Raw genomic sequence first — 26,902 nt, forward strand, 5'->3', positions numbered from 1 at the left:
CCTGGGCGGTGGCCTGGGCGACGGCGCCTACGCCCGGGGGTACCGCTCCAGCCACCCCGGCGCAGACCCCGTGGGGCTGTGCAGCGCGGCGCCCTGCGTCATCTCCATCGCGAAGTCGTCCGCCAGGACCAGCATCGTGGGACGGCCCTCCAGCTCGGCCAGCCAGGCCGGCGGGAGGGCCGTCTCGCCGTGCAGCGCCCCCAGCAGGCCACCGGTCAGGGCTCCCGCCGCCCCCGAGGGACCCCCCTGGTTCACGGCGAGGCACAGCGCGTGCCGGACGTCCTCCCCCACCACCGTGCAGTAGACGGCGACCGCCAGCACCCCGGCCGCCGTACCGTCCCCGGCCAGTTCCTCGATCCGGTCGGGCGTCGGCATGCCCTGCCGCACCGCCCCCAGCGCGTGCTGCAAGGCGTCCGCCACCTGCTGCTGCCCCGGCCGCGGGGCGAGCAGTGCCAGGGCCCGCTGCACGCCCGCGTCGGGGCCCTCCCCGCGCGCCAGCGCGTGCAGGATCACGGCGTACGCGCCCGCCGCGAGGTACGCCGTGGGGTGCCCGTGCGTCTGCGCCGCGCACTCGATCGCCAGTTGCAGCACGAGTTGCGGCTCCCACCCGACGAGCAGCCCGAACGGCGCGGAGCGCACCGCGGCTTCGGGCCCCTGATCCCCCGGGTTCTTCGGCGCGTCCAGCGTGCCCATCGTGTCGTCGCCGAGGCCGAGCAGACAGGCCCGGGCCGGCGAGCGCCGGGCGTACAGCCACTCCTCGCGGGCCAGCCAGCCGTCCTCCTTGCGCCGCTCGTCGGGACCCCAGTCCCGCTGGGTGGCCGCCCAGCGCAGATACGCCCGGTGCAGATCGGTCGGCGGGTGCCAGGCGCCCGTGTCACGGCGGACCTGGGCGCGGATGAGCCCGTCCACGGAGAACAGGGTGAGTTGCGTGTGGTGCGTGATCGCGCCACGCCGGCCGTGCCCGAACGCCAGGTCCGTCAGCCCCTGCGGCCCGTGGGCCTGCCGGATCTCCTCCAGGGTGAGCCCGTCGACCGGCGCGCCCAGGGCGTCGGCGACGGCCACACCGAGCAGCGTGCCGCGCACCCGGCTGCGGAAGTCCTGCTGCTCGGTGCGCCCCCAGAGCGCACCGGCTGTCGCAACCACCCCAGACCTCCTCACCGCACCGCACGCACCTCACACGCGCAGCACTGTAATCGAGCGGGAGCGCCCGGCTCAGGGCTGCGGAACGTCATGCACACCACACTTGCGTGACCGCCCGAAAATCCTCTGTGAGCGGCCGAAAGCCGTCTCCATAGTTGGATCATGGCCGAAACATCGAGAAGCCCCCACACCCGGTCCGCGCTCCCCCTCGCCGCGACCCTCCTCACCGGCACGGTCGCCCTCTACATCGCGCTCGTCGCGTTCGGGAACATCACCGACTTCGGCACCAACCAGCAGTTCGTCCGGCACGTCCTCGCGATGGACACCACCTTCAGGGACGACGACCTGATGTGGCGCGCCATCACCTCGCACGCCTGGGAGGACGCCGCCTATGTGGCGATCATCGTCTGGGAGGCGGCCGCCGCGTTGATCCTGATCGCCGCGACCTGCCTTTGGGCCCGCCGCCACCCGCGCGCCCGGTGGTTCTCGGACATCGGCCTGCTGATGCTCCTGCTGCTCTTCGGCGCCGGGTTCGTCGCGATAGGCGGCGAGTGGTTCGCGATGTGGCAGTCCAAGACCTGGAACGGCCTGGACGCGGCCGTCCGGGTCATCGTCCTGACCGGGGTGGTGCTGCTGGTGACGCACCTGCCGGGGGCGACTCGGGACGAGGGCTGAGCGGTCGTCGGAGAGGCCCCCGGCACGGGACGTGCCGGGGCGCTCAGTTCTCCAGCACCGGCAGCAACTCCGGCAGATGCCCGTCGGACGCCGCCGCCGCCCGCTGCCGTTCCTCCGAAACCTCGCCGTAGACCGTCGTGCGCGGCCTGGCCGGACGGCCGGCCGCCTCCGCGACCGCGACCAGATCCCTGATCGACTTGTAGGAGCCGTAGGAGGAGCCCGCCATGCGGGAGATCGTCTCCTCCATCAGGGTGCCGCCCAGGTCGTTCGCGCCGGAGCGGAGCATCTCCGCCGCACCCTCCGTGCCCAGTTTCACCCAGCTTGTCTGGATGTTGGGGATGTGCGGGTGCAGCAGCAGGCGTGCCATCGCCGTGACCGCGCGGTTGTCCCGCATCGTCGGGCCGGGGCGGGAGATGCCCGCCAGGTACACCGGGGCGTTGGTGTGGATGAAGGGCAGTGTGACGAACTCCGTGAAGCCGCCCGTCCGCTGCTGGATACCGGCGAGGGTGCGCAGATGGCCCAGCCAGTGACGGGGCTGGTCGACATGGCCGTACATCATCGTCGACGAGGAGCGGATGCCCAGTTCGTGCGCCGTCGTGACCACCTCGATCCAGGTCGCCGTCGGCAGCTTGCCCTTCGTCAGGACCCAGCGGACCTCGTCGTCCAGGATCTCCGCCGCCGTGCCGGGGATCGTGTCGAGGCCCGCCTCCTTCGCCGCCGTCAGCCACTCGCGGATCGACATGCCGGTGCGGGTCGCCCCGTTGACCACCTCCATCGGGGAGAAGGCGTGCACGTGCATGCCGGGGACGCGGGACTTCACCGCCTTCGCGATGTCGAAGTACGCCGTCCCGGGCAGGTCCGGGTGGATGCCGCCCTGCATGCACACCTCGACCGCGCCCACGTCCCATGCCTGCTGGGCGCGGTCCGCGACCTGCTCGAGGGAGAGCGTGTAGGCGTCCGCGTCCGTGCGGCGCTGCGCGAACGCGCAGAAACGGCAGCCGGTGTAGCAGACGTTCGTGAAGTTGATGTTCCGGGTGACGATGTACGTCACGTCGTCGCCGACCGCCGACTTGCGCACGTCGTCCGCGATGCGGGTGAGCGCGTCCAGCGCCGGGCCGTCCGCGTGCAGCAGCGCCAGCGCCTCGTCGTCGGTGAGCCGCGTGGGGTCGTCGGCGGCCGTGCGCAGCGCCGCACGTACGTCCGCTTCGATCCGCTGCGGTGCCATACCGGGCGCCGCCGCCTCCCGCAGCGCCTCCCAGTCGCCGTACACCTCGTCGAAGTCGTCCCGCCGGTCGCCCGTACGGCCGTCGCTGTCGATCGTGCGGTGCAGGTCGGTGCGGCCGGCCGCGACGAACACCTCCTCGGGCTCCTGCCAGGGGTGCCCCTCGACCATGGCGTCCTCACGCGCCAGGCCGGTCTCCGGGTCCACCAGCGCCGCCACGTGGGGGCGCAGGCGGGGGTCCAGCCAGGGCTCCCCGCGCCGGACGAACTCCGGGTACACGCACAGGCGTTCCCGCAGTGCGAAGCCCGCCGCCGCGGAACGCTCCCGCAGCCGCTCGATCTGCGGCCAGGGCCGCTCGGGGTTCACATGGTCGATGGTCAGCGGCGACACCCCGCCCCAGTCGTCGATGCCGGCGCCGATGAGCCGCTCGTACTCCCCGTCGACCAGGTTCGGCGGTGCCTGCAGACAGGCGGAGGGGCCCATGATGTGCCGGGCCACGGCCACCGCGGCGACCAGCTCGTCCAGTTCCGCGTCCGGCATCCCGCGCATCGCGGTGTCCGGCTTGGCGCGGAAGTTCTGGATGATCAGCTCCTGGATGCCGTGGTAGGCGCGGGACACCTTCCGCAGCGCGAACAGCGACTCGGCGCGCTCCTCGTACGTCTCGCCGATGCCGATGAGGAGACCGGAGGTGAAGGGGACGGAGGAGCGGCCGGCGTCCTCCAGCACCCGCAGGCGGACCGCCGGTTCCTTGTCGGGGGAGCCGTAGTGGGGGCCGCCCGGCTCCGACCACAGCCGCGTCGCCGTCGTCTCCAGCATCATGCCCATCGACGGGGCGACCGGCTTGAGCCGCTGGAAGTCGGTCCAGGACATCACACCGGGGTTGAGGTGCGGCAGCAGGCCCGTCTCCTCCAGGATCCGGATCGAGATGGCCCGTACGTAGGCGATCGTGTCGTCGTAGCCGTGCGCGTCCAGCCACTCCCGCGCCTCGGGCCAGCGGTCCTCCGGCTTGTCGCCGAGGGTGATCAGGGCTTCCTTGCAGCCCAGGGCCGCGCCCTTGCGGGCGATGTCGAGGACCTCGTCCGGGGACATGAACATCCCGTGCCCGGCGCGGCGCAGCTTGCCCGGCACGGTGACGAAGGTGCAGTAGTGACACTTGTCGCGGCACAGGCGCGTCAGGGGGATGAAGACGCTCTTCGAGTAGGTGATGACACCGGGCCGGCCGGCGGCCTCGAGGCCCGCGTCGCGCACCCGGGCGGCGGACGCGGCCAGGTCGTCGAGGTCCGCGCCGCGGGCCTGGAGCAGCACCGCGGCTTCGGCGACGTCGAGCGCGACACCGTCTCGGGCGCGTTTGAGGGCGCGACGCATGGAGTTCTCGGTGGGGCCGGTTCCGGAGGTCGCGGAAGTCGTCATCCCTCGAGCATACGTATGCGTTGATCAGGTCATACAGGGCGTACGTGCGTCGGTGGGGCGGTTCTCCCCTTACAGGGTGTCACTGGTTGCCGTGACCATCCGCTGTTACGCCGGCACCTGGCTGCCGATCGGCTCCCCGTGCACCGGAGTTCACGGATGAGCACCACAGCGGTGTGCGCCATCCCTGGACAGCCTGGACACCCCTGTCACCGGACGCGTCGGGAGCAGCAGCATGGGCGAGGACGACCTGGGCAACGGCATGGCAAGACGCGCACTGTCCGTGACGGGTGCGGCCGCCGCGCTTTACTTTGGGAACCGTGAGCTTCTCCGAGGGCCCCGCCGCCGAAGCGGCCGACAACCAGGAGACGAGGACGGTGCGCGGCACGCTGCCCACCGGCTCCCCCGACTTCGTGTACCTGCCCGTCGACGTCCCCGAGGGCGTCCGTGAGATCCACGTCGCCTACACCTACGACAGGCCGTCCGTCCCGGCCGGCACCCCGGGCAACGCCCTGGACATCGGCATCTTCGACGAGCGCGGCACCGATCTGGGCGGCGAGGGCTTCCGCGGCTGGTCCGGCGGCGCGCGCAGCGATTTCTTCGTCCGCGCCGACGACGCGACCCCCGGCTACATCCCGGGCCGCATCCGCCCCGGCACCTGGCACATTGTGCTGGGCCCGTACACGGTGGCGCCGCAGGGCCTGACGTACGAGGTCACCATCACGCTCACCCACGGCGCGCAGAGCGAGACGCCGAAGCCCGTGTACCCGCCATCCCGGGCCGAGGGCCGGGGCCGCGCCTGGTACCGCGGGGACTGCCATCTGCACTCCTGGTACTCCGACGGCCGCCGCACGCCCGCCGAGATCGCGGCGCTGGCCCGGGCGGCCGGCCTGGACTTCATCAACAGCGCCGACCACAACACGCACGCCTCGCACGCCCACTGGGCCGACCAGGCGGGCGACGACCTGCTGATCATGACGGGCGAGGAGGTGACGACCCGCAACGGCCACGTGGTGGCGCTGGGCACCGACCCGGGCACGTTCATCGACTGGCGCTACCGGGCCCGCGACAACCGCTGGGCCCGCTTCGCCCAGCAGATCCGCCGCGCGGGCGGCCTGGTCGTCCCGGCGCATCCGCACGCCACCTGCGTCGGCTGCGGCTGGAAGTTCGGCTTCGGCGAGGCGGACGCGGTGGAGGTGTGGAACGGCCCCTACACCCCGGACGACGAGGTGACGCTCGCGGAGTGGGACAACACGCTGGTGGCGTCGGTCCGGGAGGGCCACGGCCGGTGGCTGCCGGCGATGGGCAACAGCGACGCGCACCGCGACCCGGACGCGGTGGGCACCCCGCAGACGGTGGTCCTCGCCGACGACCTGACCCGCGAGGCCGTCCAGGAGGGCCTCCGCGCGGGCCGCTCCTACGTCGCCGAGTCGAAGAACGTCTCCCTGGCCCTCACCGCCTCGGGCAGCCGCGGCGAGCACGCGGGCATCGGCGAACGGCTGCGGGTGGACCGCGACACCCCGGTCACGGTCCGCCTGGAGACGCGGGGCGCACCGCGCTGCACGATCCGCTTCGTCACCGACCAGGGCGTGCTGTTCACGAGCGACCCGCTCCCGGTGTCCGGCTCGGGCACGGCCGAATGGCGTACGACTCCGGCCCACGCGGCCTACGTCCGCGCCGAGCTGCGGCACGAGGCGGCGGCGGGCCCGGTGCCGGGGGCGCTGGCCGCGTTCACCAACCCGATCTTCCTGGGCGGGGCGTGAACGCATCCGCAGGGCGCGCGGCCGTTCTCCGCGCGCCCCGTCCCCGGTCTGCGAGACTGCGCGGAGTGCCCACCACTGTCCCGCCGTCCAGGAGAGCGAGGGACGATGTCGGACGTCGCCGACCGCAAGTACCGTGCCGTCACGGCGTTCCAGCGCCGGATGAACCCGGTGCTGCGCCGCCTGCCCCTCCAGACGGTGCTGGAGACGACGGGCCGCGTGTCCGGGCTGCCGCGCCAGACCCCGGTGGGCGGCCGCCGCGTCGGGAACTCCTTCTGGCTGGTATCGGAATACGGCGGGAAATCCCAGTACGTCCGCAACATCCAGGCGAATCCACGCGTCCGGGTGCGCATCCTGGGCCGCTGGCACACGGGCACGGCCCACCTGCTCCCGGACGACGACCCCCGGGCCCGCCTGAAGCAACTGCCGCGCATGAACAGCATGGCGGTACGGGCCCTCGGGGCGCAGTTGCTCACGGTACGGGTGGACCTGGACGGCTAGGGGCGTTTCCGGAAAGGTTTGCCGGAAGGCTCGCGGCGTCCGGTGCTGGGGGTGCCCCCACGCCGTTCAGGCAGTGGGGGAGCATCGCGAGGCGGAGCACCGCCCGCGTACCGGATGTACGCGGGCGGTGCGACAACGCGGCGAGGTGCCGTGCCGGGCGTCGCGAGCCGGTGAACCTTTCCGGTCACAGCACTGGGGTCTTCCGTTCGGATCAACCCGGCCACACGACGGCCTGCAGCTCGCTGTACGCGTGCAGGGCGTAGGAGCCCACGTCACGCCCCACCCCGCTCTTCTTGAAGCCGCCGAACGGCGCCTCCATGTTGCGGCCGACCGTGTTGACCCCGACGCCGCCCGCGCGCAGCCGGTGCGCCACGCGGAAGGCGCGGGCCACGTCCCGCGACCAGACGTAGTCGATCAGGCCGTAGTCGGAGGCGTTGGCCAGGTCGATGCCCTCCTCCTCGTCGTCGAAGGGGAGCACCACGACCACCGGGCCGAAGATCTCCTCCCGGACCACCCGCATGTCGGGCGTGCAGTCCGCGAGGAGCGTGGGGGCGACGTAGAACCCGCGGTCGTGCGGCGGCCGTTCGCCGCCGGTGACCAGTCGTGCGCCCTCCTTGCGGCCCAGTTCGACGTAACGCTCCACACGGTCCCGGTGCGCCGCCGAGATCAGCGGCCCCACCACCGTGTCCCGCTCACGCGGATCACCGACCTTCACGTGGCGGGCGTACGCCGCCAGTCGGTCGACCAGCCGGTCATGCACGCCCCGTTGCGCGAGCACCCGCGTCGGCGCCGTGCAGATCTGGCCGCTGTAGAAGGAGAACGTGGTGCCGATTCCGGCCACCGCCGCGTCCAGGTCCGCGTCGTCGAAGACGAGCGCCGCGCCCTTGCCGCCCAGCTCCATCAGCTGCCGTTTCATGGACCGGCCGCACACCTCGGCGATGCGCTGCCCCACGGCCGTCGAGCCGGTGAGGCTCACCATGTCGACGTCCGGACAGTCCACGACCGCCTCCCCCCGGCCCGAACGCGGCCCGCAGCGCGTCGATCGCCTCGTCGAGCAGGGGCCCGCGCCGCCCGAAGTCCACCCCCAAGCTGAGCAGCCGCACGCGCTCGGTGACGGCGGCCAGGTGCGCGAGCGTGGCCACCGGGTCGTACCAGACGGTGCCCATGGCGGGGGCGAGCCGACGGGGGACGGCGACGTGGTCGCAGCAGGCCACGTAGTGAACCCGGCGGCGTCCGCGGCCCGGGCGACCGCGACGAGGTCGCCCGGGCCGGCCCCGGCCTCCCAGGGCTCGGCGTAGAGCGTGGACTGCGACTGGACGGGAAGCTGCATGCCGTACCGGAGGCGTCCGTACCGCAGGGGCCCGCTCAACGCCTGCCGCCCGGCCACAGACCGTCCTCCGTCAGCCCCAGCAGCTCGATGGCGTTGCCCCGGACGATCCGCTCGACGACGTCCGGCTCCAGATGCCCCATCTGCGCCTCGCCGACCTCGCGCGACGTGGGCCAGGTGGAGTCGGAGTGGGGATAGTCGGTCTCGTACAGGACGTTGCCGACCCCGATGGCGTCCAGGTTCCGCAGGCCGAAGGCGTCGTCGAAGAAGCAGCCGTGGACGTGCTCGGCGAACAGCTCGGACGGCGGGCCGTGGACCTTGTCGGCGACGCCGCCCCAGCCGCGGTTCTCCTCCCAGACGACGTCCGCGCGCTCCAGGATGTACGGGATCCAGCCGATCTGGCCCTCGGCGTACATCACCCTGAGGTCCGGGAAGCGCTCGAACTTGCCGCTCATCAGCCAGTCGGCCATCGAGAAGCAGCAGTTGGCGAAGGTGATCGTGGAGCCGACGGCGGGCGGGGCGTCGGCGGACGTGGACGGCATCCGGCTGCTCGACCCGATGTGCATCGCGATGACCGTCCCGGTCTCTTCGCAGGCGGCGAGGAAGGGATCCCAGTCGTCGGTGTGGACGGAGGGCAGGCCGAGGCGCGGCGGGATCTCGGAGAACGCGACGGCGCGGACGCCGCGTTCGGCGTTGCGGCGCACTTCGGCGGCGGCGAGTCCGGCGTCCCAGAGGGGGATGAGGGTGAGGGGTATGAGGCGTCCGCGCGCCTCGGGCCGCACCACTCCTCCACCATCCAGTCGTTGTACGCCCTGATGGACAGCAACCCGAGCTCGCGGTCCTTGGCCTCGGTGAAGGTCTGACCGCAAAAGCGCGGGAAGGTGGGGAAGCAGAGGGCGGACTGGACGTGGTTGACGTCCATGTCGGCGAGGCGCTGCGAGACGTCGTACGAGCCCGGGCGCATCTGCTCGTAGGTGATCACCTCGAGCCTTATCTCGTCCCTGCTGTATCCGACCGCGGTGTCGAGGCGGGTGAGGGGCCGGTGCAGGTCCTCGTACACCCACCAGTCGCCGAGCGGTCCCTCGTCGCCGGGGGAGCCCATGACCGGGTCGAACCTCCCCCCAGGAACGTCATTTCCTTCAGGGGCGCGCGGACGATGCGCGGACCGACGCCCCGGTACTTCGCCGGGAGGCGGTCCTGCCAGACGTCCGGGGGCTCCACGGTGTGGTCGTCGACGGAGATGATCTTCGGGAAGGCGGCGCCGGTGCCGGTCGCCGAGGTCTCCATGCCGGTGAAGGTAGCGCCGATCTGACGGGTCGTCAGCTATTGCGGACCGGGGGCTGCGCGGAACAGGGGCGGACGGGGCGCTCTTCCGGATATGCGAAGAGCGTGTGCGAACCTTGTGACGCACCGCACAGTGGCCTGTGATCGCCGTCTCCCACGGCTGACGCATCCGCCATGAACAAGGCAAACTGGCCTCCTGGTTGTGGACGGTTCGGCAGGGGGCCAGGGGGCAACGATGGACGGTGTGCCGCGAGTACCTGAGCAGCGGGGTCCCGAGGATTCGGCGACACCGCGCTTCGGTGTGCTCGGACCGGTGCGCGCCTGGCGCGGGGAGGAGCTGCTGGCCACCGGTTCGCCGCAGCAGCGCGCCCTGCTGGCCGCCTTGCTGATGCGCGAGGGCCGCACGGCGACGGCGTCCGAACTGATCGACGCGCTGTGGGGCGACGACCCGCCCCCGCGGGCACTGGCGGCGGTCCGCACCTACGCCTCCCGTCTGCGCAAGGTGCTCTCACCGGGTGTCCTGCTCAGCGAGTCCGGCGGCTACGCGGTACGGCTGGGCGAGCCGCGCTCCCTGGACCTGGCCGCCGCCCAGGAGCTGGCCGCGGAGGCGGAGAAGGCGAGGAACTCCGGGAACCTGTGCCATGCCCGGCGGGTCCTGAACGAGGCGCTGGCACTGTGGGACGGTGAGCCGCTGGCCGGCGTGCCCGGCCCGTACGCGGAGGCGCAGCGGGCCCGTCTGGAGGAATGGCGCCTGCAACTCCTCGAATCCCGCCTCGACATGGACCTGGAACAGGGCTGCCACGCCGAGGCGGTCTCCGAGCTCACGGCCCTGACGGCGGCGCACCCCCTGCGCGAGCGGCTGCGGGAGCTGCTGATGCTGGCGCTGTACCGCTCCGGCCGCCAGGCCGAGGCCCTGGCGGTCTACGCGGACACGCGCCGCCTGCTGGCCGACGAACTCGGAGTGGACCCCCGCCCCGGCCTGAAGGAACTCCAGCAGCGCATCCTCCAGGCGGACCCGACCCTGGCGGAACCGTCGGCACCGGCACCGGAGCCCTCGGCCACCCCCGTACGCCCGGCGCAGCTCCCGGCCACCGTCCCGGACTTCACGGGCCGTACCGCCTTCGTCGCCGAACTCAGCGAGGTGCTGGCGTCGGCGGAGGGCCGGGTGATGGCGGTGTCGGCGCTGGCGGGCATCGGAGGCGTGGGCAAGACGACGCTGGCGGTGCACGTGGCCCACCAGGCCCGGTCGGCCTTCCCGGACGGCCAGCTCTACGTGGACCTGCAGGGCGCGGGCCCGCGCGCGGCGGAACCGGAGACGGTCCTCGGCTCCTTCCTGCGCGCCCTGGGCACCGCGGACTCGGCGATCCCGGACTCGCTGGAGGAACGCTCGGCCCTGTACCGCTCGGTCCTGGACGGCCGCCGGGTGCTGGTCCTGCTGGACAACGCGCGCGACGCCGCCCAGGTACGCCCGCTGCTGCCCGGCACGGAGGGCTGCGCGGCGCTGGTGACCTCGCGGGTGCGGATGGTGGACCTGGCGGGCGCGCACCTGGTGGACCTGGACGTGATGTCGCCCGACGAGGCGTTGTCGTTGTTCACGAAGATCGTGGGCGAGGAAAGGGTGGCCTCGGAGCGGGAGGCGGCGCTGGACGTGGTGGCGGCGTGCGGCTTCCTGCCGCTGGCGATCCGCATCGCCGCGTCCCGCCTGGCGGCGCGCCGCACCTGGACGGTCTCGGTCCTGGCCGCGAAACTGGCGGACGAGCGACGCCGCCTGGACGAACTCCAGGCGGGCGACCTGGCGGTGAAGGCCACCTTCGAACTGGGCTACGGCCAACTGGAGCCGGCCCAGGCCCGTGCCTTCCGCCTCCTCGGCCTGGCGGACGGCCCGGACATCTCCCTGACGGCCGCCGCGGCGGTCCTGGACCTCCCGCTGGAGGAGACGGAGGACCTGCTGGAGTCCCTCGTCGACACCTCTCTGCTGGAGTCGGCGGCACCCGGCCGCTACCGCTACCACGACCTGGTCCGCCTCTACGCGCGTGCGTGCGCGGAACGGGACGAACACCCGCCGAGCGAGCGGGACGCGGCGATGTCGCGGTTGCTGGACTTCTATCTGGCGACGGCGGCGGGAGGCTATTTGATCGAACGGCCCGGAGACAGGCTGGTCGATCACCTGGAGCGCACCGAGTACGCAGGGCTCGCCTTCTCCGACCGGCGTGCGGCGCAGGACTGGCTGTACTCCGAGGCGGTCTCCCTGCTCGCCTGCGTACGGCAGTCCGCGCAGCAGCCCGGAACACTCCGGCGTGCGGTGGATCTGCTGTGGGCGGCTGTGGACCTCGCCGAGTCCGGCGCCAACTCCAAGGAGTACGAGGCCGTCGCGGCGCTTCTGCGGAACACCGCGCGGGAAGCCGGGGACGGCCGGACGGAGGCGCGTGCCCTGACGGCGCTGGCCTTTGTGCACCACATCTCCGGCAGCAGGTTCGACGTGGCGCTGCAGGAGGCGGAAACCGCAACCCGGTTGGCGCGTGATGCCGGGGACCCGCTCACCGGATGCTGGTCGTCCAACATCAGCGGCGTGGTCGCGCTGTACCAGAACCGCCATGACGAGGGCGAGGAGCACTTCACCCACGCCATCGAGAGTTTCCGAGTCCTGGAGGACCGCCCCGGCGAGGCGAGCGCCCTGTGCAACCTGTCGCGCATCCACCTTGCGACAGGACGTACGGAGAGCGCGGTCGCGTTGGCCCGGCAGGGCACGGTGATGTACGACGACATGGGCCATGCCCTGCGAGGGGCCAACGGCCGGTACGCGCTGGGCCTCGCCCTGACGCAGAGCGGACGGTTCGCCGAGGCCACCGAGTGCCTGCACCAGGCCCTGCAGGTGTTCCGGGACAGCCGCCAGCGTCTGTGGGAGGGCATGACGCTGTTCCGCCTCGCCGAACTCGACCTGGCGGCCCGGCGGCCCGCGCAGGCAGCGGCGAACGCGGAGACGGCACTGACGCTGCTGCGCGGCATCGGCGGGGAGTGGCGTCACGGCAACGTCCTCACCGTGCTCGGGCGGGCCCTCAACGGCATCGGTCAACTCGACCGGGCCAAGGTGTGCTGGACCGACGCGCTTCAGATCTTCGAGTCGTTGGGCGCGCCGGAAGCGGACGAAGTCAGGGGGCTGCTGAAGCCCGTCGCCCTGGCCTGACCAGCGGATCCCCGTGCGTCGCGGTGGACGTTCATCATTCGTTTATCGCCGCTTGGCACTCTCAACCGAGTCGAGCCGTCGCGTCGGGGGGCAGACGGAACGACGAACGGTCGGCCCTCTAAGGTTAACCGGCCCAGCAGGTCCGTCCGGCAGCCCTCGGGGGAGTTGCCGGGCGGGCCCTTGCCAACTCATCGCAGAACACCGTCAGGGGAGCCAGCGAAATGAGCGAGAACACCACCGACAACGTCCACGCCACGGACGAGCCGACCGGCGACGCCTCGACGGACAACGTCCACGCCACCAGCGAGCCGGTCACCGTCATGAACGTCCACGCCACGAGCGAGCCGCTGAAGCTGGCGGCCGACGGCACCGGCACGGCCACGCCGGACAACGTCCACGCCACGGACGAGAAGGCCTGACAGACCAATTCCCACACGGGGATCGGCCGCGACGGCGCGGAGGGGGAGCCGTCGCGGCCGAAGTTGTCCCACCTACGCGCCGCCGGCCTCGGCGCCCTGGCCGACGTCGGCTTCCCCGGCCCGACACCGGCATGACCGCCCCGAACGACCCTCACGCCAGCTCGATCGCCGGTGGGCGGAACGTCATATGCGGCGCGGCACGGCTCCGTCCTGCCAGCGGTAGAGGTCGCGCAGCAGGGAAATCTCGGCGCCGTGATGGATCAGCTCCCTGTTGACGTGCAGGACCCTGTTCTCCATCGGAAACCGCTCGGGACCCACCGTGGGCGCATTCTCCAGGTCAGCGTCCGAGAGTTCGCGGACCCCCGCGTTCCATCTCCCATACATCTCATCGAGCTGTTTCAGCGCCTCGTCAGCGGTCCCCGCGTAGGCGAATGTCTCGGAGTCGACGTCCTGGCCGCCGAAGTACCATCCGACCCGATAGCCCAGGCACGAGACGATGACGTGCGCCAGCCGCCAGGCGATCGTGGTCACCGGCGCCGGCACCGGGTCAGGGGACGCGGAGTCCATCGTCCACTCCCCCGAACCTGCCGACATCGGTGCGGCCGACGTGCCACGTGGGCGGATGCTCCAGCAGCCGCGCACCGGCTCCCAGAAGTACTCCTCATCGGTGAGACCGTCCAGCCGCGGCCTCAGGTTCCTGTGCCAGTACCAGTCCAGCTGCTCCGCGAGCCGCTCGCTTCTTGTCATTTCCGCACGCTACATACACCGGAGACCGGCTGCGACCCTCGCGGACGCCGTCGCCGGCCGTGGGCCGCGAGCGCGCGCCTCACAGTTCCTCGATCAGCCCGGCCGCGCGGATCACCGCCGCCAACGCGTCGGCGTCGCCCGTGCGTCGGTGGACCTCGAGGCAGGCGTCGGCGAGTTTGATGACGTGTTCGTCGCCGTGGCGGACGGCCAGGGCGAAGACCTCCTCCGCCGACTCGGGGGCGGTGGGGAGGCTGTGCCGGGGTGCGGGGGCGGCGGGGGTGTAGGCCGCGGTCACGGCGGCGCTCGCTGCCCAGGCCGCGTGCAGGCTCGTCGCCCAGTGGGTGCGCGGCAGTGCGGGCAGGGTGCGCAGGACGGCCATGGGGGCGGTCGCGGCGTGGACCAGCATGACGGGCGAGCCGTGGGCGTTGGCGAGGTAGTGCACGGCCGCGGCGGTCGTCACGTCGGCCAGGCGGTCGCGGGCCTGGTCGGCTTCGGTGGCGGGTCGCAGCGCGGCCAGCGCGGTGGGCCAGTCGGGGAGGTCGGTGAGCTGGTCGAGGCGGTGGTTGATGCCCGCGCTCTGGTCGGGTACCCGGGGAACGCCGGCGAGGGCCGACGCCGGGTCGGCGGTTCCGGAGGGGGCGGCGAGCGGGACCCGTTGCCAGCGTGCCGCCCAGTAGCCGAGGGCTTGGCCCAGTTCGGCCAGGCGCGGTCCGTCCTCGTGGTCCAGCAGGGCGTGGACCGCGTGGCCGGTGCGGATCACACCGTGGGTGGCGCCGGCCGCGATGCCCGGGAGCAGCCTCGGCCACCATGTCGCCAGGACCGTACGCCAGGGTTGTTCCGTCAACTCGTGGGCGAAGAAGGCGAGCCAGTCACCGAGGCGACGAGGGTCCCCGAGAGCGGTGCGCCAGTCGTCGGCCGTGAGGGGCGAGGTGCCCCGCGGTAGCTCGTCCAGCCGGCGGGTGTAGAGGTCCAACCAGCGGTGGACCTGGCGGGCATGGCCCCGTCTGACCATGGATTCCACCGCCATGGGGCCGTGATTGCTCAGCCAGCCCTCGAACTCCGGTCCCGTCCGGTGCAGCCGTTCGTACGCCTCGTCGAGTGTGCCGTCGATGGTCATGGGACCTGACGGTAGGCCGGCACCGGGCTTTCATCATCGGACCTCGGATCGAGACTCCACCCTCCATCGGGCCTACGACGGCCCCGGGCCCAGTCGCGTGCGCCCGCGCAACTCCCCCTTCACCACCTTCCCGCTCGCGTTCCTCGGAAGGGCCTCGACGAACTCGACCTCCCTCGGGACCTTGTAGTTCGCCATCCCGCGGCGGGACCACGCGATCAGGTCGTCCGCCGTCAGCACCGCCCCCGGGCGTCGTACCACGTACGCCTTCCCCACCTCCCCGAGCCTCGGGTCCGGCACGCCGATCACCGCCGCCTCCGCCACATCCGGGTGCAGGGCGAGGAGTTGCTCTATCTCCGCCGGGTACGCGTTGAAGCCGCCCACGACGAACATGTCCTTGATGCGGTCCGTGACGCGGAGGTTGCCCGCCGGGTCCAGTACCCCGACGTCTCCGGTGCGGAGCCAGCCGTCCGAAGTCAGGACTTCCGCCGTGGCCGTCTCGTCCTCGAAGTAGCCCTGCATGACGTTGAAGCCCCGGACCAGGATCTCCCCCGGAACTCCCGCGCCGAGCGGCTCGCCCTCCGCGTCCACCACCCGCACCTCCACTCCCGGGATCGGGCGGCCCGATGTCGTCGCGATCACCTCCGGCGGATCACTCCTGCGGCACATCGTCACGAAACCGCTCGCTTCCGACAGGCCGTACGCCGTCAGGACCGTCTCCACGCCGAGTTCGCCCCGCAGCCGTTCCACCAGACGCAGCGGCACCACCGCCGCCCCCGTCACGACCAGGCGCAGAGCGGACAGGTCGTAGGCGGCCCTCGACGGGTGGTCCAGCAGCGCCTGGTGCAGGTTCGGTGGGCCCGGCAGGACGGTCACCCGCTCCGCCGCGGTGTTCGCCGGTGCCGCGTCCACGGTGAACACCGACTGCGCCTGGACGATCCGCTGCTGAGGATCGGCCCGAAGGCGAACGACCTGTGGAAGCCGGTGATCGCCGCGGTGCGCGGCATGGCCTGCGGCGGTGCGTTCTACCTGCTCGGCGAGAGCGAGTTCGTCGTCGCGGACGAGACGGCCTCGTTCTTCGACCCGCACACCACCTACGGGATGGTCAGCGCGTACGAGGCGGTGTACATGGCGCACCGGATGCCGTACGGGGAGGCGGCCCGAATGGCGCTGATGGGGACCGCCGAACGGATCTCGGCGCGGCGGGCGTACGAGATCGGGCTCGTGTCCGAACTCACCGCGCCCGGCGGTGCGTTGGAGGCCGCGGTGCGTTGTGCCGCCGTCGTCGCCGCCTGTCCGCCGGAGGGCGTGCAGGGCACCGTACGGGCGCTGTGGGCAGCGAAGGAGGCGGCACGGGCGCAGGCCCTGGCGCAGGCACCGGCACTGATCGCGCTCGGGAACCTGCCGGTGGAGCGGCAGGCGGAGCTGTTCGCGGGGCGGCGGAAGGATGGGTTCCGAGTGCGGTGAGGAACCGCTCGGCCCCCCTCCGGCGGCCACGGTATGGCACGTGCCGACCACAGGGCGTAGCGTCAAGGGTGACGGCCGTCGTCCCGAACCCCTTCCGTCCGGTCCGGTGCGACGGCCGTCTCCACCCGTCTTGTGGCTCAGGTGGTGCGGGACGTCCCCGTGCCCTTCTCCGCGTCCAGCGCGTACACGCAGCGGTCCTTGCTGCACGCGTACACCACGCCGTCCTTCACCACCGGGGCACCGGTGATCTCGCCGCCGGTGGCCAGCTTCCAGCGCAGGCGGCCGTCGTCGGCCTTCAGGGTGTACAGCAGGTGGTCCGTGGAGCCGAAGTGGATGCGGCCCTCCGCGACCGCCGGGGAGCCCACGATGTCGCCGCCCGCCTGGAAGCGCCACTTGGGGGTGCCGGTGACGGCGTCGAGGGTGTACAGACCCTTGCCGCTGCCCACGTGGACGTGCCCGGCGGCCACCAGCACCGGGTCGATCGCCGCCCGGGACTCGGTGGCGATCCGCCAGCGGTCACGGCCGTCCGCCGCGTCGAGGGCGTAGACCGTGCCGAGGTAGTCCGCGAGGTAGACGCCGCCGCCCGTCACCGCCGGGCCGGGGGCGAAGGCGGGCGGGCTCAGGAAGACCGCCGGCGCCTCGAAGTGCCAGCGCAGCATGCCGCTCGCCACCTCCAGGGCCAGGACGCGGGTGCCGGCACAGAGGTACACACAGCCGTCCGTCGCGTGGGTGAGGCGTACGGGGACCCCGCCGCAGGAGGCCGCGTCGCCGATGGGGTACGACCAGCGCTCCTCGCCGCTGCGGGCGTCCAGGGCGCGCAGCCGGGCGTCCTGCCACACGTACACCGTGCCGTCGTGGAGCGCGGGGCCCGCCTCCGGGGTCTCGAACTCGGTCTGCGCGCCGGTGAGCTCCCACAGCTTCCGGCCGCCGGACGCCTCCCACGCCTGTACGCCGCCGCCACGGGTGGCGGTGACGACCGTGCCGCCGTCGGCCTTGAGGGAGTACACCCAGCCGTCCATCTGCAGCCGCCACAGATCGGTGCCCTCGCGGGCGTCCAGGGCCAACAGGGTGGGCCCGTCGGAGGCGTGGACACGGCCGTCCGCGACCGACATCGACCAGGCGACGTCGCGGGTCTTGAAGCGGCGGCGGCCGGTCGCCACGTCCAGGGCGTGCACCTCGAAGGAGGTGACGTAGACCAGGTCGTCGGCGACCGTGGGCGTGCCCCACACGTCGTTCGACATGCGGAAGCGCCACGGGCGCCAGCCGGAGGCGGCCTCCGGGGGCGCGGGCGGCGCGGGGACCGCGGACACGGCTCCGGGCACGCCGTTGACCCCGGCCGCCGGGCGGGACCAGGACGCGGCGAGCGCGGAGTGAGGCGGCGGCGCCTTCAGCGCGGCGGCCCGGGCGTCGGCGACCCGCGGCCCGGGGCCGATCGGCACGGAGGAGCCCGCGAGCCGCACCGGCCCGGAGTCGGGCGCGCCGGCCGGCATCGGCACCGGGTCGTGGGACGGCGGAGGCGGTACCGGGTCGTGGGAGGGCGGGGGCGGCACCGCGGGGCGCGCGCCGCCGCCGCTGCGGTTGCCGGAGGCGGAGGGCTTGGTGGCAGGGCGCCCGCCACGGCGGCCCTCGATCAGGGTGACGGCCTTCTCGGGCAGCCACGCCGACGCCGTACCGCTGTCGTCGGAGCCGGAGCCGAACAGGTGCGGGGCGAGCTGCGCCTGGAGGTCGGCGGGGTTGGGGCGGGCGGTGGGGTCCATCTGCATGCAGGACTCGATGAGCGGGCGCAGCTCGTCCGGCAGGCCGGTCAGGTCCGGGCCCTCGCGCAGCAACATGAAGACGGTCTCGACGGGGTTCGCGCCGTGGAAGGGCGGGTGCCCGGTGGCCGCGAAGACGAGCATCGAGCCGAGCGAGAACACATCGCTGGCACCGGTGACGCTGCGTGAGTCCTTGGCCTGTTCGGGGGACATGTAGGCGGGCGTGCCGACGGCCACGTTGGTCATGGTCAGACGGGTGTTCGATACGCCGGAGGCGATCCCGAAGTCGATCACCCGGGGGCCGTCCTCCACGACGAGGACGTTCGACGGCTTCAGGTCCCGGTGGACCAGGCCCGCCCCGTGGATGGACTGCAGGGCCTCGGCCACGCCTGCCGCGAGCCAGCGCACCGCCTGGGCCGGCAGCGGGCCGCACTCGGTCACTATCTCCTCGAGGGAGGGCGCGGGCACATAGGCGGTGGCGAGCCAGGGCACGGCCGCGCGCGGGTCGGCGTCGACCACGGCGGCGGTGTAGAACCCGGAGACCGCCCGGGCGGCCTCGACCTCGCGGGTGAAGCGCACCCGGAACAGCTGGTCCTCGGCCAGTTCGGTGCGCACCGTCTTGATCGCCACGCGCCGGCCGGACGCCGAGCGCGCGAGATAGACCAGCCCCATGCCGCCGGCACCCAGCCGTCCCAGCACCTCGAACGGCCCGATCCGCCGCGGATCGTGCTGCGTCAGCTGATCCACCACTTGCCTGCCACCTCCCCGTACGGGTCGCGTCATGCGCCTTGTGCACGCGACCCCGTGCAGCGTCTCACCACCGCACCGCCATGGCGGCACGCACCCCGATTCTTCCTGTCCGGGCGTGTGGAAGCTAACCCGAGGGCGGAACGGGGTGTCTCAGGACAAAAGCATGGCGCACGAGGGTACGGGAAGCGGGCGCCCGCATGGTGGAACAGGGGCCTGCGGACAAGGGGCCCGCAGGGCCTCGTCAGCGCTGGAGCAGCGCGAAGGACGCCCCCTGGTCGTCGCTGACCACCGCCACTCGTCCGTACGAGGTGTCGAACGCCGGTACCTGTACGCGCCCGCCCAGCCGGGCCACCGCGCCGAGCGCCGCCGCGCCGTCCCGGACGCCGAAGTGGACGAGGAAGTGCGGCGGCATCTCGGCGGGGAAGACGTCCTCGATCGGGGCCCGCCCGAAATCGGGGACGGCGCCGGGGCCGAACAGGGCGTCGTGGAACAGGCCCGTGTAGAAGGTGTTCGCGGCGGCCGTGTCCCGCGTGTACAGCTCGGCCCAGGTGAAGGAGCCGGGCTCGTGCCGCTTGCCGAAGCCCGCGTGCGCCCCGGCCTGCCAGAGCCCGAACACGGCGCCCTCGGAGTCGGCGGCCAGCGCCGCGGTGCCGAGGTCGTCCACGGGCTCGGGAAGGGCGACGACCTGGCCGCCGGCCGCCAGGATCCGCCGGGCGAGCGCGGTGGCGTCGGGGGTGGCGAAGTACACCGTCCAGACGGTGGGCATCCGCCCGTCGACCTTGCGGCTCAGCGCGGCCACCGGTTCGCCGCCGAGGTGGGCCCACACGGATGAGCCGGGCGCCTCCTCGAAGCTCCACCCGAAGAGCTCACCGTAGAACCGCTTGCCCGCCTCGAGGTCGGGCAACTGCGCGTCGATCCAGCACGGGACGCCCTCGGGGAAGGGGCCGTCGTGCGAAGACGATGGCGGATTTTCGGCCATGCTGCCAAGCTACGTGCACGACCCGTGGAGCGCTCGCGGGCGTACTCCCTTTCCACCGCCCCGGAAGCGGGTGCAGGCCCCTGTACTCCCCATTTGCAGTCGGCCGAATCGCGCTTCGATCACCCCTCGGTAAGCTGACGGCATGACAGGACAAGTGCGTACCGTCGACGGCCGCGTGGCCGGTCGACGCGGGCAGGCGACGCGGCAGAAGCTGCTCGACTGCCTCAGCGAGATGCTCAGCTCCTCGCCTTACCGCGACGTCAAAGTCATTGATGTCGCCCGGAAGGCGGGGACGTCACCGGCGACCTTCTACCAGTACTTCCCGGACGTCGAGGGCGCGGTCCTCGAGATCGCGGACCAAATGGCCGCGGAGGGCGCCGGGTTGACCCAGCTGCTGGAAGGCCGCTCCTGGGCCGGGAAGGCCGGCTGGCAGACCGCGCAGGAACTCGTGGAGGGGTTCCTGGAGTTCTGGCGCAAACACGACGCCATCCTGCGCGTCGTGGACCTCGGCGCGGCCGAGGGCGACAAGCGCTTCTACAAGATCCGTATGAAGGTCCTGAACTCGGTGAACAACTCCCTCGCGGAGTCGATCGCCGAGCTCCAGTCCAAGGGCAGGGTCGACAAGGACGTGAACCCGGCGGCCGTTGCGGGCGCGCTCGTGGCGATGCTCGCGTCCGTGTCCTCCCACCAGAAGGGCTTCACGTCCTGGGGCGTCAAGCAGGCCGAACTGAAGCCGAACCTCGCGCTGCTGGTGTACCTGGGCGTCACCGGCAGGAAGCCGACGAGGTAGCGCCGGCCACGGCACTTCGCCGCGACGGCGCCAAGTCCTGTCACCCAGGCGGCGGTTCACCCGAGTGGACCGCCGCCCGTCGCGCCGTCCGACCCACCGTGCCGGTGCCCCGTGTCCAGGAGGGCGGTCACCGCGGTACGACCCGGAACAGGCGGATCTCCCGCTCCACCCGCTCCTGATACGTGGCGTACGGCGGCCAGAACGCCAGTACCGCCCTCCAGGCGGCCTCCCGCTCGCTCTCCCGCAGCAGATGGGCCGTGACCGGGATGTCCTCGCCCTTGAAGCTGATCTCCGCGTCGGGGTGGGCGAGGAGGTTGCGGGTCCAGGCCGGATGGCCGGGCAGCCCGAAGTTGGAGCCGATCAGGAGCCAGCTGCCGCCCTCCTCCGGCATGCACGCGAGCGGCGTACGGCGGGCGAGGCCGCTTCTCGCACCGGTGGACGTGAGGATCACGCCCGGCAGCATCCGCGCGCTGAGCAGAACCCTTCCACCGGTCAGCCGGTGCACCGCGCGGTCCAGGGCGGGCACCACGTGCGGCGCGGCCCTGGCGAAGACCCGCGTGGAGGACACCTTCTGCACGATCCGTACACCGAGGCCCGTCACACCGCCACCTCCCCGCGCTCGAAGAGCCCCACCACGTCCGCCGCGTGCGCCCGCAGCTGGTGCACGGGTCCGAACAGCAGCTCGTCGCCGGTGGCCCGTTTGAAGTAGAGATGCGCCGTGTGCTCCCAGGTGAACCCGATGCCGCCGTGCAGCTGGATGCCCTCGGCAGCGGCGGTCCGCAACGCCTGAAGGGCCTCGGCGAGCGCGAGCCCGCCGACCAACCCGCCCCTCTTCCTCCGCCGCCATTCCAAGGAGATTCCCCCCGTGCTCAACATTCGGGGGCACCCCCATCGCGCCGCACCTCCTGATTCCCTCGCGGCGGCCCAGGCCGCGTAGTACGCCGCCGAGCGCGCCGCGCGCACCCGCACGTACACGTCGGCCAGCCGGTGCTTCACGGCCTGGAAGGAACCGATGGGCCGACCGAACTGCTCCCGCTGCCCGACGTACTCGACGGTCCGCTCCAACACCCGGTCGGCGGCGCCCACAGCCTCGCAGGCGAGCACGGCGGCGGCACGGTCCCCGACCGAGGCGAGCGCCCCCGCCACGTCGGCGCCGTCCTCACCGAGCAATTCCGCCTCGGCGTCCCGGAGTTGGATACGGGCGCAGGGCCGCGTCCCGTCGAGGGCGGTCTGCCGCGCACGGACGACACCGTCCCGTACGAGGAACAGCAGCGTCCGGGACCGCGCGAACCCCCCGGCGTGCGCGGCCACGACCAGGAGCCCCGCGCTGTGCCCGTCGAGGACCTGCGCCGCCTCCCCGTACAGCCGCCAGGTGCCGGCCGCCCGCCGCGCCTGGATGCCACCGGCCCTGCCGCCGCCCGCCCAGTCCCCCCGGTTGTCCCCGGCGAGGGCGAGGGCGGTGGCGAGGGCGGTGCCCGGTACGGCGAGGGTGGCGGTCAGCTCGCCGGCGGCGATCCGGGGCAGCAGGGCGCTGCGCTGGGCGTCGGTGCCCAGGGCGAGCAGCAGGGGCGCGGCGAGGACCGCGGTGGCGAGCAGCGGGGAGGGGGCGAGGACCCGGCCCACCTCCTCGCAGGCGAGGGCGAGTTCGGTCGTGCCGCAGCCCGCACCGCCGTAGGCCTCGGGGAGCGCCAGCCCGGGCAGGCCGAGCCGTCCGCCGAGGGCGGCCCACAGGGCGGGGTCGTACCCGGCGGCGGTCCCTGCGGCCGCGCGCACTTCCTCCGGGCCGCAGCGCTTGGCCAGCACCTCGCGCACCGTGCGGCGGATCTCGTCCTGTTCGGCGGTGAAGCGGGTGTCCATGCGCGACCGCCCCTTTCACGATCTGATGTACCGTCATATTAGGCGAGGCGGTCTTCGCGCGCACAGGTCCCGGCGGCGGATACCTGATGTGCCGTCAGATCTATGACTCCAAGGTCCGGTCAACGCACCGCGGTCGTCGGAGTGGCGCTCTCCGACTGCGGGCGGGTCGACGACGCGACCCCGTACGCCCTGCACGCCCAGGCCGCCCGCCGCGCCCTCGCCGACGCGGGCCTGGACCGGGCGCTGGTCGACGGCTTCGCCTCCGCCGGGCTCGGCACACTGGCGCCGGCGGAGGTGGCCGAGTACCTCGGCCTGCGGCCCACCTGGGTCGATTCCACGTCCGTCGGCGGCTCCACCTGGGAGGTCATGGCGGCCCACGCGGCGGACGCGATCGCTGCGGGCCGCGCCAAGGCGGTGCTGCTGGTCTACGGTTCCACGGCCCGCGCGGACTTGAGGGCGGGCCGCCGCACCGGCACCCTGTCCTTCGGCGCCCGCGGCCCGCTGCAGTTCGAGGTGCCGTACGGCCACACGCTGATCGCCAAGTACGCGATGGCGGCCCGCCGCCACATGCACGCCCACGGCACGACGATCGAGCAGCTGGCCGAGGTGGCGGTGCAGGCCCGGGCCAACGCGGCGGCCAACCCGGAAGCCGTGTTCCGGGACCCGATCACGGTCGAGGACGTCCTGGCGGGGCCGGTGATCGCGGACCCTTCACCAAGCTCCACTGCTGCGTACGCTCCGACGGCGGGGCGGCGGTCCTGCTGGTGGCCGAGGACCTGGTACGGGACTGCCGTACGCGGCCGGTGTGGGTGCTGGGGGCCGGAGAGCACGTCTCGCACCCGACGATGTCCGAGTGGCCGGACTTCACGGTGTCCCCGGCGGCGGTGAGCGGCCGCCTCGCCTTCGAGCGGGCCGGGGTGCGCCCGGCGGAGATCGACTTCGCCGAGATCTACGACGCCTTCACCTACATGACGCTGGTGACACTGGAGGACCTCGGCTTCTGCGGGAAGGGCGAGGGCCGGGCGTTCGTGGAGAAGGGGCGGCTGCTGGTGGAGGGCGGGGAGCTGCCGGTGAACACGGACGGGGCGGGCTGTCCGCCCAGCATCCGGGCATGCGGGGGCTGTTCCTGCTGGTGGAGGCGGTACGGCAACTGCGGGGCGAGGCCGGGGCACGGCAGGTCCGCAAGAGGGGCGGGCGGCTTCCGGAACTGGCGGTGGCCTCAGGGACGGGGGGCTGGTTCTGCTCGTCGGGGACGGTGGTGCTGGGGCGGGGGTGAGGGCCGCAGGGACGGCGTTCCGGGGTGACGGATACTCGGGGCATGGCAACGGATCTTCACGAGCTGCTCAGGTCCCTGCGGGTGTGGGACCCCGAGACCACCGAGCTGCCCTCGTTCGACCCGGCGGCGGCGCCCGGGGAGCCGCTCGCGCTGTTCACGGAGTGGTTGGCGCAGGCGGTGGCGGCGGGGCAGACCGAGCCGCACACCATGTCGCTGGCGACGGCGGACGCGGACGGCACACCCGACGTGCGGATCGTGATGCTGCACGGCGCGGACGCGGACGGCTGGTCGTTCGCGACGCACGCGGGCAGCCGCAAGGGCCGGCAGCTGGCGGCCCGGCCGTATGCCGCCCTCGGCTTCTACTGGCCCGTGCAGGGCCGCCAGGTCCGGGTGCGCGGTCCGGTCACGGCCGCGCCGTCGCAGGAGGGGCAGGCGGATCTGCACGCCCGCTCGACCGGGGCGCTGGCGGCGGCGCTCACGGGCCGTCAGAGCGAAGTACTGGGCTCCGCCGAGGAACTGGAACGGGCGTCGGAGCAGGCCTGGGAGCAGGCCCAGCGCGAGCCGGATGCGCCGGTGCCGTCCTGGACGCTGTACCGCCTCCGGGCCGAGGAGGTGGAGTTCTTCCAGGGGGACGCGAGGCGCCGGCACGTGCGGCTCCGCTACCGCCGTACCGGGGACGGATGGGCGACGGAACTGCTGTGGCCGTGAGGGAGCGTCACGCGTCCTTGAACTCGTACATCGCGAAATCCGCCACCGGACGGTAGCCGAGCCTCTGGTAGAGGCCGTTGCTCGTGGGGTTCGCGAGGTCGGTGAAGAGCAGCACCTCCTTGGCGCCCGCGTCGAGCGCGGCCCGGCTGACCGCCGCGGTGGCGGCCCCTGCGTAGCCGCGGCCGCGCAATGGGGCGGGGGTGTAGACGGTGGCGACACGGACCTGCCCGGCGACCTCGGGCGTGACGCTCGCCATCGAGACGGGCGTGCCGTCGGGGTTCTCCCACAGCGTGACGCCGCCATGGGCGAGCCTGCTCTCGGCCCAGCGGTCCGGGTCCTGTGCGGCGCCCTCGCCGATGTCCGCCGCGAACGCCGCGAACCACCGCGCGACCAGCTCATGGTCGTCCGCGGCGGCGACGCGGGCGCGGCCGGGCGGCGCGGGCTCGGGCGGGGTGAGGGTGCCGAGGCGGTACAGCCGTTGGCGCTGCGCGAGGCCGGCGGGTGCACCGGTGCGCCCCTCCCAGGCGGTGGCGAACGCGGCCGCCGCCTCCGCCGGTCCCACGACGGACGGAACCGCTCGCCCGTCCTCGGCCAGCCATGCCGCCAGCTTCTCTGCGGCCTCGGCGGTGAGGGCGGTGACGTTGAGCCCGTAGGGGGGTGTCCGCATCACGGTGGCTCCTACGGTGCCGCCGCCGTCGACGTACCGGCCGTAGTACGGCGCCTCCTCACCGAAGACGGTCCGTCCCTCCGTCCGGAGCCGGTCGGTGACCGTCAGCTGGACGGTGTGCAGCGCGGGCTCGGACCACAGGAACGCCCCGGCCCGGTCGAGGAACTCCTCGAGGTCATCGGTGAACTGCCAGTCGTACGCGTCTGAAGCCATACGACACGATCTCGTGAACCACCGGCCCACGCATGCGATTTACGTCTCCTGGCGGGCACCCGGCGGCTCGGGGTCGCTCGCGATCCTGGCGTGCAGATGCACGTCCCGGAACGCGTCGTGCCGTCCCGCTGCGAACATCGCGTCGCGCAGCGTCCCCTCGTACCGGAAGCCGCACCGCTCGGCGATACGGCAGGACGCCTCGTGGCCGAGGGCATGGCCCAGTTCCAGGCGGTGCAGGCCGAGGCCGGTGAAGGCCCAGTGGGCGGCGAGCGCGAGCGCGCGGGTGGCGACGCCGTGGCCACGGGCCTCGGGCAGCACCCAGTAGCCGACGCGGGCCAGGCGCAGGACGCGGTCGATCTCGTTGACGCCGATGTGCCCCAGTGTCGTACCGCTCGCGGCGTCCGAGATCCGGAACGACACGCTGCTCCCGTTCGCGGTGCCCTGCGCCTTCGACCGAAGCGACTCGCGCGCGTCGGCCTTGTCCCGCACGATCTTCAGCGGCGTGTTCCACCGCGTGAAATCCGGGTCCGTCAGCCCTCGGTGCCACGCCTCGAGGTGAGCGTCGGACTCCGGGTCCCAGAAACCCAACCGCAAACCCTGGCCCTGGAGTTCGGGAACGGCTTGGCTGAGGGTCCTCTCGTGTATGTCGGCCATCGGGCCATTCAATCAATCCGCACCGGATGCGATCACCGGTTTTTCCCGCGGCCGGAACACGGGCACGCCCTCCCTGAAGGCCACCTCCAGCGCCATGCCGACCCGCAGCCCGGACGGTCCGGACCCCACCACCTCGGTCATGATCCGCGGCCCGTACGCGAGGTCGACCACGGCGGCGACGTACGGTACGCGCTCGTCGAAGGGCGGCAGGTCGTTGCGGTGGACGACGGACCAGGTGTAGAGCGCGGCCCGGCCACTGGCCTGCTCCCAGGTCACGTCGTCGCTCCAGCAGAAGGGGCAGAACTCGCGCGGGGAGTGGTGGGCCCGCCCGCAGGCCGCGCAGCGGCGGACCAGCAGCCGTCCCCGCGCCGCCGCGTCCCAGTAGGGGCGTGTGAAGGCGTCCACGTCGGGGACGTCGAAGCGCCCGCTCACCGGAACAGCCCCAGCGCGCCGTCCACCGACCAGGTCTGCCACGACATCCCGAACAGCGCCACCACCGAGATCAGCGCCATCATCGAGTTCTGTCCCTGCTCGGCCCAGTCGTGGATCACGAGGATGAAGTACAGGACGTTGAGCACGAGTCCGCCGACCAGGGCGACCGGCGTGAGGAAGCCGTGATCAGCCCGAGGCCCAGGGCCAGCTCCGCGTACGCCACCACGTACGCCATCGTCCTCGGCCTGGGCGCGACCACCGCGTCGAAGCCGTTGCGCACCGCCGTCCAGTGGTGCGCGGCGGCGATGTCCGCGGCCCACGCGATCCCGGTCCCCCGCTCGAACCACGCCTTCCTGTCCTTGTGCCGCCAGCTCTCCAGCCACCACAGCCCGAGCCTGATGCGCAGCACGGCGAGCCATTCCCCGCCGGTGAGCCAGATCGTGTCCATGGGCTCTCCTGCCGCCGAGCGGATCTGACGGTATGTCAGTTCAGCTCAAGCACGGCGCACACGCAGGGGGGCGGTCCACCGCTCCGCCACAACCGGTCCGGCTGCGCCATCGGTCCCACGCACTCCT

19 protein-coding genes and 8 pseudogenes are annotated in these 26,902 nt (G+C 72.7%); 11 read left to right on the top strand and 16 right to left on the bottom strand.

Going from position 1 to position 26,902, the window contains the following annotated elements:
• Positions 1-27 precede the first annotated feature (27 nt).
• Positions 28-1,143 (bottom strand): ADP-ribosylglycohydrolase family protein, encoded by a 1,116-nt coding sequence (locus C3488_RS03255; RefSeq protein WP_103837758.1) that lies wholly within the window; start codon positions 1,141-1,143, stop codon positions 28-30.
• A 159-nt stretch (positions 1,144-1,302) separates the two neighbouring features.
• Here C3488_RS03255 and C3488_RS03260 point away from each other — a divergent pair, with 159 nt between their 5' ends.
• Positions 1,303-1,815: a DUF2165 domain-containing protein gene (locus C3488_RS03260; RefSeq protein ID WP_103837759.1), complete on the top strand. Its 513-nt coding sequence runs from the start codon at positions 1,303-1,305 to the stop codon at positions 1,813-1,815.
• Positions 1,816-1,858: 43 nt separating this feature from the next.
• Here the strand turns inward: C3488_RS03260 and C3488_RS03265 are convergent, their stop codons facing one another.
• Positions 1,859-4,447, bottom strand: a complete 2,589-nt coding sequence (locus C3488_RS03265; RefSeq protein ID WP_103837760.1) for a bifunctional FO biosynthesis protein CofGH — start codon at positions 4,445-4,447, stop codon at positions 1,859-1,861.
• Positions 4,448-4,679: 232 nt separating this feature from the next.
• On the opposite strand from C3488_RS03265, the pseudogene C3488_RS03270 reads away from it, so the two are divergent.
• A pseudogene (locus tag C3488_RS03270) lies at positions 4,680-6,207 on the top strand (CehA/McbA family metallohydrolase).
• A 105-nt stretch (positions 6,208-6,312) separates the two neighbouring features.
• A complete protein-coding gene (locus C3488_RS03275; RefSeq protein WP_103837761.1) occupies positions 6,313-6,705 on the top strand; it encodes a nitroreductase/quinone reductase family protein in 393 nt (130 codons plus the stop codon).
• Positions 6,706-6,916: 211 nt separating this feature from the next.
• On the opposite strand, the pseudogene C3488_RS03280 reads toward C3488_RS03275, so the two are convergent.
• From C3488_RS03280 to C3488_RS03290, 3 pseudogenes are all read right to left on the bottom strand, one after another.
• A pseudogene (locus tag C3488_RS03280) lies at positions 6,917-7,720 on the bottom strand (aldehyde dehydrogenase family protein); the annotation flags it as partial.
• Positions 7,719-8,035, bottom strand: a pseudogene (locus C3488_RS41285) (LLM class flavin-dependent oxidoreductase); the annotation flags it as partial. The pseudogenes C3488_RS03280 and C3488_RS41285, both read right to left, overlap by 2 nt.
• Before the next feature lie 35 nt (positions 8,036-8,070).
• Positions 8,071-9,253 (bottom strand): annotated as a pseudogene (locus tag C3488_RS03290) (amidohydrolase family protein).
• Here C3488_RS03290 and C3488_RS41290 point away from each other — a divergent pair.
• The 3 genes from C3488_RS41290 (at position 9,189) to C3488_RS03300 (ending at position 12,919) form a co-directional block, all read left to right on the top strand.
• The gene (locus C3488_RS41290; protein WP_258053274.1) at positions 9,189-9,344 is read left to right on the top strand and encodes a hypothetical protein; all 156 of its coding nucleotides are present in this window, start codon (positions 9,189-9,191) and stop codon (positions 9,342-9,344) included. The pseudogene C3488_RS03290 and the gene C3488_RS41290 sit on opposite strands and share 65 nt — an antisense overlap.
• A 207-nt stretch (positions 9,345-9,551) precedes the next feature.
• Positions 9,552-12,500, top strand: a complete 2,949-nt coding sequence (locus tag C3488_RS03295; RefSeq protein ID WP_103837762.1) for an AfsR/SARP family transcriptional regulator — start codon at positions 9,552-9,554, stop codon at positions 12,498-12,500.
• A 221-nt stretch (positions 12,501-12,721) separates the two neighbouring features.
• Positions 12,722-12,919: a hypothetical protein gene (locus tag C3488_RS03300; protein ID WP_103837763.1), complete on the top strand. Its 198-nt coding sequence runs from the start codon at positions 12,722-12,724 to the stop codon at positions 12,917-12,919.
• A gap of 183 nt (positions 12,920-13,102) precedes the next feature.
• On the opposite strand, the gene C3488_RS03305 is transcribed toward C3488_RS03300, so the two are convergent.
• From C3488_RS03305 to C3488_RS03315, 3 genes and pseudogenes are all read right to left on the bottom strand, one after another.
• Positions 13,103-13,666 (bottom strand): DinB family protein, encoded by a 564-nt coding sequence (locus tag C3488_RS03305; protein ID WP_103837764.1) that lies wholly within the window; start codon positions 13,664-13,666, stop codon positions 13,103-13,105.
• Between the two features lie 79 nt (positions 13,667-13,745).
• Positions 13,746-14,783 carry a questin oxidase family protein gene (locus tag C3488_RS03310; protein WP_103837765.1) on the bottom strand — a complete coding sequence of 346 codons (1,038 nt, stop codon included), beginning with the start codon at positions 14,781-14,783 and terminating at the stop codon, positions 13,746-13,748.
• Positions 14,784-14,855: 72 nt separating this feature from the next.
• Positions 14,856-15,707 (bottom strand): annotated as a pseudogene (locus C3488_RS03315) (AMP-binding protein); the annotation flags it as partial.
• Positions 15,708-15,710: 3 nt separating this feature from the next.
• Here C3488_RS03315 and C3488_RS03320 point away from each other — a divergent pair.
• Positions 15,711-16,247 (top strand): annotated as a pseudogene (locus C3488_RS03320) (enoyl-CoA hydratase/isomerase family protein); the annotation flags it as partial.
• A gap of 137 nt (positions 16,248-16,384) precedes the next feature.
• Here C3488_RS03320 and C3488_RS03325 read toward each other — a convergent pair.
• Positions 16,385-18,751 (bottom strand): PQQ-binding-like beta-propeller repeat protein, encoded by a 2,367-nt coding sequence (locus tag C3488_RS03325; protein ID WP_103837766.1) that lies wholly within the window; start codon positions 18,749-18,751, stop codon positions 16,385-16,387.
• 241 nt (positions 18,752-18,992) lie between these two features.
• Positions 18,993-19,730 carry a VOC family protein gene (locus tag C3488_RS03335; protein WP_181138860.1) on the bottom strand — a complete coding sequence of 246 codons (738 nt, stop codon included), beginning with the start codon at positions 19,728-19,730 and terminating at the stop codon, positions 18,993-18,995.
• Between the two features lie 154 nt (positions 19,731-19,884).
• On the opposite strand from C3488_RS03335, the gene C3488_RS03340 reads away from it, so the two are divergent.
• Entirely contained in the window at positions 19,885-20,520 is a 636-nt protein-coding gene (locus C3488_RS03340; protein WP_103837768.1) for a TetR family transcriptional regulator, read from the top strand.
• A 127-nt stretch (positions 20,521-20,647) separates the two neighbouring features.
• Here the strand turns inward: C3488_RS03340 and C3488_RS03345 are convergent, their stop codons facing one another.
• Together C3488_RS03345 and C3488_RS03350 are read right to left on the bottom strand one after the other, a co-directional pair.
• Complete coding sequence (locus C3488_RS03345) at positions 20,648-21,121, bottom strand: nitroreductase/quinone reductase family protein (RefSeq protein ID WP_103837769.1); 474 nt, start codon at positions 21,119-21,121, stop codon at positions 20,648-20,650.
• A complete protein-coding gene (locus tag C3488_RS03350; protein WP_103837770.1) occupies positions 21,118-22,377 on the bottom strand; it encodes an acyl-CoA dehydrogenase family protein in 1,260 nt (419 codons plus the stop codon). The genes C3488_RS03345 and C3488_RS03350 overlap by 4 nt, the downstream gene beginning before the upstream one ends.
• A gap of 102 nt (positions 22,378-22,479) precedes the next feature.
• On the opposite strand from C3488_RS03350, the gene C3488_RS03355 reads away from it, so the two are divergent.
• From C3488_RS03355 to C3488_RS03360, 3 genes and pseudogenes are all read left to right on the top strand, one after another.
• Positions 22,480-23,265 carry a hypothetical protein gene (locus C3488_RS03355; protein WP_374955395.1) on the top strand — a complete coding sequence of 262 codons (786 nt, stop codon included), beginning with the start codon at positions 22,480-22,482 and terminating at the stop codon, positions 23,263-23,265.
• Positions 23,223-23,653: pseudogene (locus C3488_RS42515) on the top strand (hypothetical protein). Before C3488_RS03355 ends, C3488_RS42515 begins: the two are co-directional and overlap by 43 nt.
• A gap of 42 nt (positions 23,654-23,695) precedes the next feature.
• Entirely contained in the window at positions 23,696-24,361 is a 666-nt protein-coding gene (locus tag C3488_RS03360) for a pyridoxal 5'-phosphate synthase (protein ID WP_103837771.1), read from the top strand.
• A gap of 7 nt (positions 24,362-24,368) precedes the next feature.
• Here the strand turns inward: C3488_RS03360 and C3488_RS03365 are convergent, their stop codons facing one another.
• From C3488_RS03365 to C3488_RS03380, 4 genes and pseudogenes are all read right to left on the bottom strand, one after another.
• A complete protein-coding gene (locus C3488_RS03365) occupies positions 24,369-25,241 on the bottom strand; it encodes a GNAT family N-acetyltransferase (RefSeq protein ID WP_103837772.1) in 873 nt (290 codons plus the stop codon).
• A 39-nt stretch (positions 25,242-25,280) separates the two neighbouring features.
• Positions 25,281-25,895, bottom strand: coding sequence for a GNAT family N-acetyltransferase (locus tag C3488_RS03370; RefSeq protein ID WP_103837773.1), 615 nt, complete (start codon positions 25,893-25,895; stop codon positions 25,281-25,283).
• 12 nt (positions 25,896-25,907) lie between these two features.
• Positions 25,908-26,327 carry a Zn-ribbon domain-containing OB-fold protein gene (locus C3488_RS03375; RefSeq protein WP_103837774.1) on the bottom strand — a complete coding sequence of 140 codons (420 nt, stop codon included), beginning with the start codon at positions 26,325-26,327 and terminating at the stop codon, positions 25,908-25,910.
• Positions 26,324-26,775 (bottom strand): annotated as a pseudogene (locus C3488_RS03380) (DoxX family protein). The gene C3488_RS03375 and the pseudogene C3488_RS03380 overlap by 4 nt, the downstream one beginning before the upstream one ends.
• Positions 26,776-26,902 lie beyond the last annotated feature (127 nt).

It is taken from the genome of Streptomyces sp. Ru72 (assembly GCF_002920635.1).
GTDB lineage: Bacteria > Actinomycetota > Actinomycetes > Streptomycetales > Streptomycetaceae > Streptomyces.

What these genes read in the sequence shown, in the direction of transcription:
- C3488_RS03360 (WP_103837771.1), top strand. Translation starts at nt 23,696, where the DNA reads ATGGCAACGGATCTTCACGAGCTGCTCAGGTCCCTGCGGGTGTGGGAC.
- C3488_RS03275 (WP_103837761.1), top strand. Translation starts at nt 6,313, where the DNA reads ATGTCGGACGTCGCCGACCGCAAGTACCGTGCCGTCACGGCGTTCCAG.
- C3488_RS03370 (WP_103837773.1), bottom strand. Translation starts at nt 25,895, where the DNA reads ATGGCCGACATACACGAGAGGACCCTCAGCCAAGCCGTTCCCGAACTC.
- C3488_RS03295 (WP_103837762.1), top strand. Translation starts at nt 9,552, where the DNA reads ATGGACGGTGTGCCGCGAGTACCTGAGCAGCGGGGTCCCGAGGATTCG.
- C3488_RS03260 (WP_103837759.1), top strand. Translation starts at nt 1,303, where the DNA reads ATGGCCGAAACATCGAGAAGCCCCCACACCCGGTCCGCGCTCCCCCTC.
- C3488_RS03265 (WP_103837760.1), bottom strand. Translation starts at nt 4,447, where the DNA reads ATGACGACTTCCGCGACCTCCGGAACCGGCCCCACCGAGAACTCCATG.
- C3488_RS03310 (WP_103837765.1), bottom strand. Translation starts at nt 14,783, where the DNA reads ATGACCATCGACGGCACACTCGACGAGGCGTACGAACGGCTGCACCGG.
- C3488_RS03300 (WP_103837763.1), top strand. Translation starts at nt 12,722, where the DNA reads ATGAGCGAGAACACCACCGACAACGTCCACGCCACGGACGAGCCGACC.
- C3488_RS03350 (WP_103837770.1), bottom strand. Translation starts at nt 22,377, where the DNA reads ATGGACACCCGCTTCACCGCCGAACAGGACGAGATCCGCCGCACGGTG.
- C3488_RS41290 (WP_258053274.1), top strand. Translation starts at nt 9,189, where the DNA reads ATGCGCGGACCGACGCCCCGGTACTTCGCCGGGAGGCGGTCCTGCCAG.
- C3488_RS03305 (WP_103837764.1), bottom strand. Translation starts at nt 13,666, where the DNA reads ATGACAAGAAGCGAGCGGCTCGCGGAGCAGCTGGACTGGTACTGGCAC.
- C3488_RS03365 (WP_103837772.1), bottom strand. Translation starts at nt 25,241, where the DNA reads ATGGCTTCAGACGCGTACGACTGGCAGTTCACCGATGACCTCGAGGAG.
- C3488_RS03335 (WP_181138860.1), bottom strand. Translation starts at nt 19,730, where the DNA reads ATGGCCGAAAATCCGCCATCGTCTTCGCACGACGGCCCCTTCCCCGAG.
- C3488_RS03355 (WP_374955395.1), top strand. Translation starts at nt 22,480, where the DNA reads ATGACTCCAAGGTCCGGTCAACGCACCGCGGTCGTCGGAGTGGCGCTC.